The organism is Leptothrix sp. (in: b-proteobacteria), assembly GCF_965250675.1.
Lineage (GTDB): Bacteria > Pseudomonadota > Gammaproteobacteria > Burkholderiales > Burkholderiaceae_C > Sphaerotilus.
Genome location: NZ_CBDFPH010000001.1, coordinates 872,196 through 884,374, shown reverse-complemented (window position 1 = coordinate 884,374; position 12,179 = coordinate 872,196). Strand labels below are relative to the sequence as shown.

11 protein-coding genes are annotated in these 12,179 nt (G+C 65.3%); 1 reads left to right on the top strand and 10 read right to left on the bottom strand.

Annotated elements, in window-relative coordinates:
* Positions 1 to 79 precede the first annotated feature (79 nt).
* Positions 80 to 802 carry a transposase gene (locus AC5IG3_RS03980; RefSeq protein ID WP_491904979.1) on the bottom strand — a complete coding sequence of 241 codons (723 nt, stop codon included), beginning with the start codon at positions 800 to 802 and terminating at the stop codon, positions 80 to 82.
* Positions 803 to 948: 146 nt separating this feature from the next.
* On the opposite strand from AC5IG3_RS03980, the gene cysK reads away from it, so the two are divergent.
* Positions 949 to 1,872: a cysteine synthase A gene (cysK, locus tag AC5IG3_RS03975; RefSeq protein WP_491904978.1), complete on the top strand. Its 924-nt coding sequence runs from the start codon at positions 949 to 951 to the stop codon at positions 1,870 to 1,872.
* Positions 1,873 to 1,879: 7 nt separating this feature from the next.
* On the opposite strand, the gene AC5IG3_RS03970 is transcribed toward cysK, so the two are convergent.
* The 9 genes from AC5IG3_RS03970 to AC5IG3_RS03930 all read right to left on the bottom strand — a co-directional run bounded on the left by AC5IG3_RS03970 (position 1,880) and on the right by AC5IG3_RS03930 (position 12,052).
* On the bottom strand, positions 1,880 to 3,082 hold the full coding sequence (locus tag AC5IG3_RS03970) for a deoxyguanosinetriphosphate triphosphohydrolase (RefSeq protein WP_491904977.1): 1,203 nt from the start codon (positions 3,080 to 3,082) through the stop codon (positions 1,880 to 1,882).
* 10 nt (positions 3,083 to 3,092) lie between these two features.
* On the bottom strand, positions 3,093 to 4,217 hold the full coding sequence (aroB, locus tag AC5IG3_RS03965) for a 3-dehydroquinate synthase (protein WP_491904976.1): 1,125 nt from the start codon (positions 4,215 to 4,217) through the stop codon (positions 3,093 to 3,095).
* 25 nt (positions 4,218 to 4,242) lie between these two features.
* A complete protein-coding gene (locus AC5IG3_RS03960; RefSeq protein ID WP_491904975.1) occupies positions 4,243 to 4,794 on the bottom strand; it encodes a shikimate kinase in 552 nt (183 codons plus the stop codon).
* 98 nt (positions 4,795 to 4,892) lie between these two features.
* Complete coding sequence (locus tag AC5IG3_RS03955) at positions 4,893 to 6,842, bottom strand: Ig-like domain-containing protein (RefSeq protein ID WP_491904974.1); 1,950 nt, start codon at positions 6,840 to 6,842, stop codon at positions 4,893 to 4,895.
* A gap of 36 nt (positions 6,843 to 6,878) precedes the next feature.
* A complete protein-coding gene (locus AC5IG3_RS03950) occupies positions 6,879 to 9,050 on the bottom strand; it encodes a type IV pilus secretin PilQ (protein ID WP_491905042.1) in 2,172 nt (723 codons plus the stop codon).
* A gap of 14 nt (positions 9,051 to 9,064) precedes the next feature.
* Positions 9,065 to 9,601, bottom strand: coding sequence for a pilus assembly protein PilP (locus AC5IG3_RS03945; protein ID WP_491904973.1), 537 nt, complete (start codon positions 9,599 to 9,601; stop codon positions 9,065 to 9,067).
* Positions 9,598 to 10,302: a type IV pilus inner membrane component PilO gene (locus AC5IG3_RS03940; RefSeq protein WP_491904972.1), complete on the bottom strand. Its 705-nt coding sequence runs from the start codon at positions 10,300 to 10,302 to the stop codon at positions 9,598 to 9,600. Before AC5IG3_RS03940 ends, AC5IG3_RS03945 begins: the two co-directional genes overlap by 4 nt.
* An 11-nt stretch (positions 10,303 to 10,313) precedes the next feature.
* Positions 10,314 to 10,955: a PilN domain-containing protein gene (locus tag AC5IG3_RS03935; protein ID WP_491904971.1), complete on the bottom strand. Its 642-nt coding sequence runs from the start codon at positions 10,953 to 10,955 to the stop codon at positions 10,314 to 10,316.
* Positions 10,952 to 12,052: a pilus assembly protein PilM gene (locus AC5IG3_RS03930; protein WP_491904970.1), complete on the bottom strand. Its 1,101-nt coding sequence runs from the start codon at positions 12,050 to 12,052 to the stop codon at positions 10,952 to 10,954. Before AC5IG3_RS03930 ends, AC5IG3_RS03935 begins: the two co-directional genes overlap by 4 nt.
* Positions 12,053 to 12,179 lie beyond the last annotated feature (127 nt).

Genomic DNA, 12,179 nt, shown 5'->3' with positions numbered 1-12,179 from the left:
ACTCAATTAAAAATTGATCCTTGCAACGACCCGATTTAAATGGGGACAGACTCATCGACGCACATCGCACCGAATTGGTTCATGACAGCACCGATCCGTCTGCACCGCCCTGCGGCAGTGCGCGCACCGGTCGACCCCGGGCACGTGGACCCAGTGGCCGCTCAGTCGAGCCGCCGATCTCTGCAAGAAACGCACCCGAGCCCAGGGCCCAGCCCTTGAGGGCGCTGTCGGTCAGCGCACTGACCTGTGCAGCGGGCAGCGGCTCATCCAGCAGATGGCGCCACGCCAACTCGCGCTCGAACGGGGTGTTGCCCAGCGCCCAGAACAGCGCGGGTTCGGTGATGATCGGGTCGCGCCGGCGGCCCAGGTGGTGCGCGGCGCTCGACCAGGGCCAGTCCACCGCCTGCGTCACCAGGCCGGTGCGCTGCGGGTTCTGTTCGATATAACGGGCGCAGGCCAGCAGCCAGGGCTGGGGCTCCAGCACCGTGGCGCGAAAACGACCCTCCCAGAGCGTGCCGACCCGGCCATGGCGCCGATTGAACCCCGCCACGTAGCGCCGCCCCAGCGCCTGCAGCAGCCGGCTCAGGGCTTCGGCGCTCGGCGGCGTCAGCAGCAGGTGCACGTGCTCGTCCATCAGCACATAGGCGTGTACCGCCACCTTGTTCTGCGCGGCGGCCTCGCGCAGCGCATCCAGATAGGCGCGGCGGTCTTCATCGTCCATGAAAACCGGCTGACGGTTGTGGCCGCGCTGGATGACGTGGTGCGGCAGATCGGGCAAGGCAAGTCGGGGCAGGCGGGCCATGGATGGACACAGTGCGGGCAGGTATGCGGACAGGTAGCAAGCTTGATTGTGATCGCCAGTCGACATCCACCCGTTCGCCGGGCACCATGCAGCCTGATGTTTCACCGCGCACACGTTTCACCCCAAAACCGATCAGGAGCACTCGCATGAAAGCAGCCAACGTTCTCGCCACCATCGGCAACACGCCGCACATCCGCATCAACCGCCTGTTCGGCGCGGAGGCGCAGGTCTGGATCAAGTCCGAGCGCAGCAACCCGGGCGGCTCGATCAAGGACCGCATTGCCCTGGCCATGGTCGAGTCGGCCGAGGCCAGCGGTGCGCTGCAGGCCGGCGGCACCATCGTCGAGCCGACCTCGGGCAACACCGGCATCGGCCTGGCGATGGTCGCGGCCGTCAAGGGCTACAAGCTGGTGCTGGTGATGCCCGACAGCATGAGCATCGAGCGCCGCCGCCTGATGCTGGCCTACGGCGCGCAGTTCGTGCTGACGCCTCGCGCCGAAGGCATGAAAGGCGCCATCGCCAAGGCCCAGGCCCTCGTGGCTGAAACAGCCGGCGCCTGGATGCCGCAGCAGTTCGAGAACGAGGCCAACATCGCCGTGCACGTGCGTACCACCGCGCAGGAAATCCTGGCCGATTTTCCTGACGGGCTGGACGCACTCATCACCGGCGTCGGCACCGGCGGCCACATCACCGGCTGCGCGCAGGTGCTCAAAGCCGCCTGGCCGAACCTGAAGGTGTTTGCGGTCGAGCCGGCCGCCTCGCCCGTGATCAGCGGCGGCGCACCAGCCCCGCACCCGATCCAGGGCATCGGCGCGGGCTTCATCCCGAAGAACCTGCACACCGCACTGCTCGACGGCGTGATCCAGGTCGACGCCGAGCCTGCCCGCGAAATGGCGCGCCGCAGCGCCCGTGAGGAAGGCCTGCTGGTCGGCATCTCCAGCGGCGCCACGCTGGCGGCCATCGCGCAGAAGCTGCCTGAACTGGGCGCGGGTGCTCGCGTGCTGGGCTTCAACTACGACACCGGCGAGCGTTACCTGTCGATCGAGGGTTTCCTGCCGACCGAGGGCTGAAGCCCGCTCAGAACAGCCGCAACCCCGTCAGCCGCTCATGCTCACGGATCGCGAACCGATCCGTCATGCCGGCGATATAGTCGGCCACCGTGCGGTGCGGCAGCGGGGACTGGGCGTAGTCGGCGGGCATTTCAGTCGGCTGCGCCACGTAGGCCGCAAACAGTTCGCGCACCACGCGCTGGGCGCGGTCGGTCATCTCCAGCACCTGCGGATGGTGGTAAAGCTCGCGGTACAGAAAGCGCTTGAGCTGCGTGCTGGCTGCGCGCATGGCGGGGCTGAACTGCACCAGCGGCGGCAGCTGGCGCGCCTCTTCCGCGCTGGCGGGCCGGTGCTGTGCGATGGCCGCCTGCGTGGCGTCGATCACGTCATAGACCTGGGCCGACAGCATGCGGCGCAGCGTCTCGTACAACAGCCGGCGCTGCTTGGCCTGGGCGAGTTGCGGGTGCTCGCGCAGCGCGGCATCGCGGTGCTCGGCCAGCAGCGGCAACTCGCAGACCTGCTCCAGCGTGATCAGTCCGGAACGCACGCCGTCGTCCACATCGTGCGCGTTGTAGGCGATCTCGTCGGCCAGATTGGCCAGTTGCGCTTCGAGGCTTGGCTGGGTGCGGTCGATGAAACGGCGGCCGATGCCGCCGGGCTCGTGCGCCTCGATCCAGCGCGCCACGCGCAGCGGGCAGTGCTTGAGGATGCCCTCGCGGGTCTCGAAGCTCAGGTTCAGGCCGTCGAAGTTGGCGTAGCGCTGCTCCAGCACGTCGACCACGCGAAGGCTCTGCAGGTTGTGCTCGAAGCCGCCATGCGTCTTCATGCAGGCATGCAGCGCGTCCTGCCCGGCATGGCCGAACGGCGTGTGGCCCAGGTCATGCGCCAGCGCCACCGCCTCGACCAGATCCTCATGCAGCCCCAGGCTGCGCGCGATCGAACGGCCCAGCTGCGCCACCTCCAGCGTGTGCGTCAGCCGGGTGCGGAACAGGTCGCCCTCGTGGTTCAGGAACACCTGCGTCTTGTAGACCAGGCGCCGGAACGCCGTGCTGTGGACGATGCGGTCCCGGTCGCGCTGGAACGGGTTGCGCGTGGGCGCGGCAGGCTCCGGATAGCGGCGCCCCAGGCTGCGCAACGGGTCAGACGCCCAGGGCGACAAGCCGGCAAGAACCGGAATAACAGCCGGAACGGCAGCCGAAACAACAGCAGGAACCACGGCGGCAACCTTCATCGCGGCCGCCTCATCCAGCCGTGTGGGCGGCGATGACTTCGCGCACCAGCGCATCGGGCGCGGCCTGCATGCGGGCGCTGCCGAGCGCGTCGATCACGACGAAGCGGATTTCGCCAGCCTCGGATTTCTTGTCCAGCCGCATCAGCTCCAGGTAGCGGTCCACGCCCAGCGCCGGGCCGCGTACGGGCAGGCCAGCGCGCTCGCACAGCGCCTTCACGCGTGGCAGAAACTCGGCCGGCATCAGCCCCAGGCGCACCGACAGGTCCGCCGCCATCACCATGCCGCAGCCCACGGCCTCGCCATGCAGCCACTCGCCATAACCCAGGCCGGCTTCGATGGCGTGGCCGAAGGTGTGACCGAAGTTGAGCGTGGCGCGCAGGCCGCTCTCGCGCTCGTCGCTGCCCACCACCGCCGCCTTGATCTCGCACGAGCGCTGCACCGCATGCGCCAGCGCCACCTTGTCGCGCGCCACCAGGGCGTCGACGTGGGCTTCGATCCAGCTCAGGAACTCGGCGTCGGCAATCGGGCCGTACTTGATGATCTCGGCCAGGCCAGCGGCAATCTCGCGCTGCGGCAGGGTGTCGAGCGTGTCCAGGTCACAGATCACCCGCACCGGCTGGTAGAACGCGCCCACCATGTTCTTGCCCAGCGGGTGGTTCACGGCGGTCTTGCCGCCCACGGAGGAGTCGACCTGCGCCAGCAGCGTGGTCGGCACCTGCACGAAGGGCACGCCGCGCATGTAGCAGGCGGCGGCAAAGCCGGTCATGTCGCCGATCACGCCGCCACCCACGGCCACCAGCACCGTCTTGCGGTCGCAGGTTTCGGCCAGCAGGCGATCGAAGATCAGGTTGAGCGTCTGCCAGTCCTTGTGCGCTTCGCCATCGGGCAACTCGACGCGCAGCACGCGGCGGTAGTGGCGTTGCAGCGCCTGCTCGACCTGCGCGGCATACAGCGGCGCAACCGTGGTGTTGGTGACGACCAGGGCGGTGTCCGACTTGGGCAGACCGGTCCAGCTGGCGGCGTCTTGCAGCAGGCCGCTGCCGATCAGGATGTCGTAGCTGCGCTCGGCCAGCGCGACCGTCACGCGGGCGGGCGCCGGGACAACAGAAACTGCAGAAAGAGAGGCTTGATTCATGCGCCGCAGTTTAGCGGCGCCCCCTTCAGGCCAGCGGTCGCGGCGCCTTGGGCAGCACGCTGGACGGCACGCGTTGCGGGTCGACCAGACCGGCCAACTCCAGCTGCATCAGGATCATGTTGACCAGCGTGCCCACCGACGGCCGGCCCGTCTCGATCACGAAATGCGCTGTCTCGCGGTAGAGAGGGTCGCGGTCCCGGAACAGCTCGCGCAGCTTGCGCTGCGGGTCACTCACCTGCAGCAGCGGCCGCTGGGTATCGTGGCGCAGACGGCGAAACAGCTCCTCGGGGTTGGCGCGCAGATAGACCACCGTGGTGCCCTCGCGCAGCGCCTCGCGGTTAGCCGGCCGCAGCACCGAGCCACCGCCCGTGGCCAGCACGATCTGCTGCCCGCCCTGCGCCAGTTCGGCAATCACGTTCGCCTCCAGATCACGAAAGGCCGGTTCGCCCTCGCGCTCGAAAAATGCCCGTATCGACGAGCCGATGCGACGCTCGATCTCGGTATCAGCGTCAACAAACGGCACGTTCAGCGCATGCGCCAAGTGGCGTCCGGCGGTGGACTTGCCGGCGCCGGGCATGGCGACGAGGGAGATGGATCTGCGCGGCGCCACATCATGTTGGGCCGCTGCACCAGGGAAGTTCGGACTCAAGGCGTTGCTGTTGTAGTTTCCAGCCGCTATTGGACCGTACCGATGGGGATGATGTATTTCGGACCCGAATTGGGCATCTGAATCGTCAGATCCAGCGCACCGCCAGACACCAATGGCGTGCCGCAATCGCTGAGTTCAACGGTCACGACATGACGTGTTGGTGCCGTGGTCAAACTGCTGACCGGCGTGCCATCAATGCTGACCGATGCGCCATTCGCCTTGGTCGATAGCGACAACACTGCACCTGCAGGCACCGGATTGCCACCCAAGGCGTCAGCGACCGTGTTGGAGTCACGCAAGAACAAGATCTGTTGCACACGGCAGTTGGCCGTGGTGGGCTGGAACGTAGCGGCCGACCATGCGCCCCCCCCGACATTGAACAATCGCGGCACAGCTGCACTGCTGGACAAGGTGAATACCCGTGAGGCGCGCACATAAGCGTTGCCATCCCAGAGGCCGTTCGGATCGTCCCCGACGATGTACTCGCCTAAAGCGCCGTCCAGACTGCCGTTCTCGTTCTTGTCGATGAATACCTTGCCGATTTGATCGATGGCTTCTCCGGACGTGTAGACGTTGTTGCCGTCGGTGTCGTCGAACGACTCCTCACCTTGCGCATAAGCCACGACAGTGACCCGCCCGTTATCAGGCCTGAAGTTGCTCGATACGAATTTCACGCTGCAGACGCCCTCAGTCGTCACGCAGCGCGCGGGAATGACACTGGCACCCTCGGCCACGAAGCTCACCGCCGTGCCGTCGGGAACGGCATTGCCGAACCGGTCATTGAGTTGCACGCGGATGTTGCTGACCGTGCCGTCGATCTCAAGACCATCGACGTTGTACTTGTCCGCCGCGAAACTCACGGCGCGGCTGGTCGGCAGGCCGGAATTGATCGCCAGAACGTTGGAGACCGTCGAAAGCGTCCCGCCACCGGCCAAGTCCACGGATGCACGCACACGCAGCGGTGACGGAACAGATTTGGCAGTCACGGAGACTTCAGCAACGCCGCTCTGGTTGGTCGGAACCGATGTCTGCTGGAGCGACGCGACATTGGGGAAATCGAGCGCGAAATTGACCTGAATGCCCGACACCGGATCGCCATTCTGGTTCCGGACCCGGAAGCTCACCAACGACGACACCGGGCACCCACTGCCCGCCAGGCAAATGGTCGCGGGACTGGCTGAGACAAACTCCAGCGACTGCGCCACCGGAGCGGCCACCACCAAGTCCGTGCGCTGAACCGCACTGGTGCCGTTGATGGAGGCACTGATGCGGTCCGTCGAGCCGCAGCCCTTGTCTTGATAGGTCGTACTGGCGGTGGTGCCAGTGACCGTGACCGTCGTGGGCGAAAGAACGGCCTGCGGTGTTGCAGCACCTGCGCACGTCGAAGAGAAGGTCACCGTCACAGGTGACGACGAGGAGGCACCCGTAACAGTTGCCGTGATCACCGAGGCGCCATACGCGGAAATGCTGGCAGGACTGGGGGTGATCGCCGTCAGCTGAGTCGTGACCGACGACACCGTGAAGACAGCACGCGTGCTCAAGGCTGTGGCGCTGCTGCCCACTTCAGCAGATGCCGTCACGTAATCGGCGCCGATGGCACCGGATGTGGGCGTCAGCGTGGTGGAGGCGTTGCCTTGCGCATCTGTCTTGACCCGTGCGGGGGAAACGGATGCGCTGGAGTTGGTGACGGCGAACGTCACCAGGGTATCGACCGCGGGCGTTCCATCAGCGTTCTTGGCCAAGGCCGTGACCGTGCCCGGCGTCGAGGCGCTGATGGTTGAACTCGACAGCGACAGCACGACCGTACCCGCCGAGGAAGTAGCCACCGTGCCCGTGCCAGACGATGACGATGCTGCGCCATCACCCGTGCTTGCACAGCCGAAGACGCTGCAGCCCGCATCGGAGCCGCCACCACCGCAACCCGCCAAACCCAGCGCCAGCGCCGCAGCGACCCACCAATTCACCGACATCTTCATCTTTCATCCCTTGGATGTATGGAAGCGGATGGGCGCTCAACGCGCCGCATTCCGATCCGTAATGACCTTCGGCGTCAGAAACACCAGCAATTCAGTCTTGTTGGACGTGCGGGTCTTGTTGCGGAAGAGCGCGCCCAGGTAGGGAATGTCACCCAGCACGGGCACCTTGTTGACGGACTCGTTTTCGACTGTCTCGAAGATGCCGCCGATCACCACCGTGCCGCCGTTCTCCACCAGCACCTGGGTCTTGACGTGCTTGGTGTTGATGGCGAAACCCGCCAGGGTCTGCTGGCCGACGCTGTCCTTGTTGACATCAACGTCCATGATGATGTTGCCTTCAGGCGTGATCTGGGGCGTGACTTCGAGCTTGAGCGTGGCACGGCGGAACGCGATCGACGGCGCGGTGTTGACGTTGCCACCGGTCTGGTAGGGCAGTTCGGTACCCTGCTCGATCAAGGCCTTGACCTGATCGGCCGTGACCACGCGTGGGCTGGAGACCAGCTTGCCCTTGCCTTCGGATTCGAGCGCGGAGAGTTCGAGGTTCAGGAAACGGTTGGACGCCGCACCGAACAGCGACAGCGCGAACGTGGCCGCCGACGATCCGCCGAAAGCGCTACCACTGGTGTTGCCCGGCAGGTTGACGAACTGGGAGTTGGAGTACAGCGAACCCGTGGCCGACTGCAGCGTGGTGTCGCCAATGGACGAGTAATTGCCGCCCACTGCCGCACGCGTGCCGCCGCCCAGCGAGTAGCCCGGTACGCCGCCGTTGACGCCGCGCAGATCGGTCGCACCCAGCTTGATGCCGAGCGTGCGGCCGAAGGTGTCCTCGGCCTCGACGATGCGGGCTTCGATCATCACCTGGCGCACGGCGATGTCGATCTTGGCGATGAGTTGCGCCACCTCTTCGAGCTTGGTCGGAATGTCCGAGACGAAGATCTGGTTGGTGCGCGACTCGAAGATCACACTGCCGCGCGGCGACAGAATGCGCGTGGGGTTGGCGCCCGTGGACGTGGCACCGGTCTGCTGGCCGGTCAGGCTCTTGGCCACTTCCTCGGACTTGGTGTAGTTGAGCTGGAAGCTCTGGGTGCGCAGCGGCTCCAGTTCGGCAATCTGCTTGCGCGACTCCAGTTCCTGCTTTTCCTTGGCAGCCAACTCTTCCTTGGGCGCGATCAGAAGCACGTTGCCGGACTTCTTCACACCCAGGTTCTTGGCCTGCAGGATGATGTCGAGCGCCTGATCCCAGGGCACGTCCTTCAGGCGCAGCGTGACGCTGCCACCGACGGTATCGCTGGTGACGATGTTGAAGTTGGTGAAGTCAGCGATCACTTGCAGGAGCGCGCGCACTTCGATGTTCTGGAAGTTGAGCGAGAGCTTGTCGCCGTTGAAGCCCGGGCCTTGCGTGAGCTTTTGCGGATCAACCTTCTGCGGCCGCACTTCGAGGACGAACTGGGTGTCGGTCTGGTAGGCGCTGTGCTCCCAGTTGCCGCGTGGCTCGACCACCATGCGCACGCGGTCGCCCGCCTGTGTGGTGGTGAAAGCTTGCACGGGCGTGCCGAAATCGGTCACGTCCAGACGGCGGCGCAGCGTGTCAGCCACGGTGGCGCGCGGAAATTCCAGCACCAGGTTCTGGCCTTGCTGGCGGATGTCGACCCCCACTTGCGTGCTGGGCAGATCGACCACGACGCGACCGGCGCCATCGCGGCCACGACGGAAGTCGATGTCGCGGATGCGCTCGGGCTGGCGGTTCTGGCTGTCGGCGAAATGCACCGCCGGGGCCTCGGCGGGCGTGGCACCCGCCGCAGTGGCTGCCGCCAAGGGAACAGGCTCCAGGATGACCAGCAGCACGCGGCCTTGCTGCTCGGTACGGTACTGCGTGGCCTGGCGCAGGTTGAGCACCAGACGCGTGCGGTCTCCGGCCTGCGCCAGCACCATCGACCGGGCGTTGGCCAGGTTGAGTTCGTGGTTGCCGCGACCGCTGCCGTTGGTCACGCCCTGCAGGTCCAACGCGATGCGCGCAGGCGTCTGCAGCACGAAGCCACGGGGCGCGTTGACGAGAGGTTCACTGAGTTCGATGCGCAGTGTTTCGGTGCCGGCCTGCTGGCTGGCGCTGACGCCCTGGATCACGGTCTGCGCCCATCCGGTGAGCGGCAGTACGCAAGCCAGGAGCAACGTCGCAAGGCGTGCACGCCCGTTGAGTCTGGGGGTCATCCCCTCGTTGTAGTTCATTGACTTTTCTCCTGCGCGCGGTCTTGCAGGCTGAGCGTCGTGACGCGCTCGACCCACTCGCCCACGGTGTCCTGCACGATTTCGCGCAATGCGATCTCGGTTTCCGTGATGCGGGTGACACGGCCGTAGTTCTGGCCGATGTAGTCGCCCGCCTTGATCTGATAGAGCAGCTTGTCCGCCTTGATCAGCGCGTAAGAACGCCCCGAACGCACCACGCTGCCCACCATGTTGAGGGCATCCAGCGGATAGGCCTCCAGCGGCTCGCGCCGCCGATTGAGTTCACCCGCCAGCAGAGAACTGGGCTGACGCGACTCCTGTTTGAGCGCCACTTGCAGCTTCTGTGCAGCAAAGGGCTCGACCCATGCAGCCGCAGCGTAAGGCTGTGGATCGAATTTGCGCGGTGGCGTCAGCGGCGACACCTGAGGCTTGACCTCACGCCGCTGCTGATCCATCCACGCCTGCAGCTCCTCATGCTGATTGCTGCAGGCACTCAGCATGAGCGCGCAGCACACCATGGCAAGCGCGTGCTTCATGGTGCACCTCCGGCCTTCTTGGCCGCAGGCACCTTGGTCTTGCGGCTGAGTTCGACCTCCAGCGGATCCAGATAGCGATAGGTGCGCGCGGTGGCCTCCATCGCCAATTGACCGGTGGGGGCAGCCGTGGCGGGCGAGGTGCTGGTGATCACGAGGTTGTGCAGCGTCACGATGCGCGAGAGGTTGGCCACGTCCGCCGCGAAGGCGCCGATGTCGTGGTATCGACCGGTGACGCGCAGCGCGATCGGCAACTCGGCGTAGTAGTCCTTGACCATCACCTGTCCGGGGCGGAACAGCTCGAACTGCAGGCCGCGGCCCAGGCCCGCCTGGTTGATGTCCGACAGCAGCGCGTCCATCTCGGCCTTGCCGGGCAGCTGGCGCTCCAGTTGGGTGACGTATTCCTGCACCTGCAGTTTCTGCTTGCGCAATTCGTCAAGGTTGATCGCCTGCGTCAGCTTGACGCGGTATTCGCTCTTGAGCGCCATTTCGCGGTTGCTCTCGGCATCGAGCTCATCCGTGACGCCCGCCAGCAACCCGAACCAGCTCACCACCAGCATGACGATGCCCGCCAGCACCCAGGCGGCAATCTTGGGCAGGATGGGCCACTGCCCCGGCTCGCTGGTGTTGAGGTCGCGGAACTGGTCGGCAGCATCGGCGAAGGTGCTTTCCAGATCGATGTTGAAACCGCTCGAATTGGCCATGGCTGTTGCCTTCAAGATGCCGAAGCCGCACGCGGCGGCAGCGGTGCAGCAGTGGCGGATGCAGGAGCCGATGCCCCTGCTGCGGCCTGATCCTGTGGGCGCTTGAGCGTCACGCGCATCGAGAACTCGAACAGGCGCTTGGGCTCGCGCGTGGCCGTATTGACGGGCGCCACCTTGATCTCGACCAGTTCAGGCCGCTCCAGCCAAGCCGAGTTGTAGGCAGTATTGCGCAAAAACTCCGACACGCGTTCGTTGGTCTGCGCCACGCCCGCCACCGACACCTGCTGGCCCTCTTGCCGCACCGACGACAGGTAGACGCCTTCGGGCGTCTGGCGCGCCAGTTCGTTGAGCATGTGCACGGGCATGTTGCGGTCGATCTGGAAGTCTTCGACCACCTTCTGGCGCGCCTTCAGGGCCTCGATCTCGCTCTTGAGCGAGGCGATGTCCTTGATCTGGCTCTCCAGCCGCTTGATCTCTGACTGCAGGAACTGATTGCGCGACTGCTGCGCGTACGTCATCTCCATCAGTACCAGATACCAGACGCCAGCGAGCACCACGCCCACCAGGGCCGCCAGCCCCAGGCCCGCAAAGAAGGCGTGCTTGCGGCGCCGGCGCTTTTCTTCCCGGTGCGGCAGAAGGTTGATGAGAATCATTGCAGGAACCTTCGCATCGCCAGCCCGCAAGCGGTCAGATAGGCGGGCGCCTCGCGGCGCAGCTTGTTCTCGCGGATGGTTGCGCCCATCTTCATGCCCTCGAAGGGGTTGACGACCGAGGCGGCAAAGCCGGTCAGCTCGGTCACGCGATCCTTGAGGCCCGGCAGCGTGGCCGTGCCGCCGGAGAGCATCACGTAGTGCACCTTGTGGTGTGGCGTGCTGGTGAAGAAGTACTGCAGCGCGCGGCCCACTTCCTGCGACAGGCTGTCGACGAAGGGCGCCAGCAGCGAGGCCTCGTAGTCCTCGGGCAGATCGCCAGCGAGCTTCTTGTTCTCGGCCTCCTCGAACGACAGGCCGTACTGGCGCGAGATCAGCTGCGTGAGCTGCGCCCCGCCAAATGCCTGATCGCGGTCGTAGAGGATCTCGTCATCGCGCAGCACCTTGAGGCTGGTGGTGTCGGCGCCGATCTCGAACAGCGCCACCAGCGCATCGCGTCCTTCGTTGGGCAAGGTCTGGATGACACGACCGATCGCCAGGCGCGACACGTTCGATTCGATGTCCAGGATCACGGGCTTGAGGCCTGCAGCCTCGGCCAGGCCCTGGCGGTCCTGCACGCGGTCCTTGCGCGAAGCGGCGATCAGCACATCGACATCGCCCACCGCATCGGCGCTGGGGCCGATCACGCAGAAATCGAGGCTCACTTCATCGAGCGAAAACGGAATGTACTGGTTGGCCTCAGCCTCGACCTGAAGCTCGAGTTCTTCCTCGCGCAGCCCGCCGGGCAGCACGATCTTCTTGGTGATCACGGCAGACTGCGGCATCGCCATGGCGACCTGCTTGGTGCGCGTGCCGCTCTTGACCACGACGCGACGTACTGCGTCAGCCACTTCGTCGAATTTCTCGATCTGGCCATCAGTGATCCAGCCCTTCTCGAAGGGCTCGCTGGCCAGGCGCTCGACGATGTACTCGCCACCTGCGGTCTGCCCCAACTCCACCAGCTTGACGCTGGAAGAGCTGATGTCCAGCCCGAGCAAGGCGGCATGCTTTCGCCCTAGGAGGATGTCAAGAAGACTCACTTGCTTCCCCAAAACCCGCATTCAAAATTGACGCATTCACTGACGGCGGACTGTTAATAATTGACTTGAATGCTATCAACAAAGTCGTTGAGCCACCAAGATTTTTCCAGTTTTTACCCTGTACGCTCGTTGCGCGCGCCTGACGAAA

Excerpts from the sequence above, each read along its gene's own strand:
- AC5IG3_RS03955 (WP_491904974.1), bottom strand. The coding sequence starts at position 6,842 with ATGAAGATGTCGGTGAATTGGTGGGTCGCTGCGGCGCTGGCGCTGGGT.
- AC5IG3_RS03970 (WP_491904977.1), bottom strand. The coding sequence starts at position 3,082 with ATGAAGGTTGCCGCCGTGGTTCCTGCTGTTGTTTCGGCTGCCGTTCCG.
- AC5IG3_RS03950 (WP_491905042.1), bottom strand. The coding sequence starts at position 9,050 with ATGACCCCCAGACTCAACGGGCGTGCACGCCTTGCGACGTTGCTCCTG.
- aroB (WP_491904976.1), bottom strand. The coding sequence starts at position 4,217 with ATGAATCAAGCCTCTCTTTCTGCAGTTTCTGTTGTCCCGGCGCCCGCC.
- AC5IG3_RS03935 (WP_491904971.1), bottom strand. The coding sequence starts at position 10,955 with ATGATTCTCATCAACCTTCTGCCGCACCGGGAAGAAAAGCGCCGGCGC.
- AC5IG3_RS03930 (WP_491904970.1), bottom strand. The coding sequence starts at position 12,052 with ATGCGGGTTTTGGGGAAGCAAGTGAGTCTTCTTGACATCCTCCTAGGG.
- AC5IG3_RS03960 (WP_491904975.1), bottom strand. The coding sequence starts at position 4,794 with ATGCCCGGCGCCGGCAAGTCCACCGCCGGACGCCACTTGGCGCATGCG.
- AC5IG3_RS03945 (WP_491904973.1), bottom strand. The coding sequence starts at position 9,601 with ATGAAGCACGCGCTTGCCATGGTGTGCTGCGCGCTCATGCTGAGTGCC.
- cysK (WP_491904978.1), top strand. The coding sequence starts at position 949 with ATGAAAGCAGCCAACGTTCTCGCCACCATCGGCAACACGCCGCACATC.
- AC5IG3_RS03940 (WP_491904972.1), bottom strand. The coding sequence starts at position 10,302 with ATGGCCAATTCGAGCGGTTTCAACATCGATCTGGAAAGCACCTTCGCC.
- AC5IG3_RS03980 (WP_491904979.1), bottom strand. The coding sequence starts at position 802 with ATGGCCCGCCTGCCCCGACTTGCCTTGCCCGATCTGCCGCACCACGTC.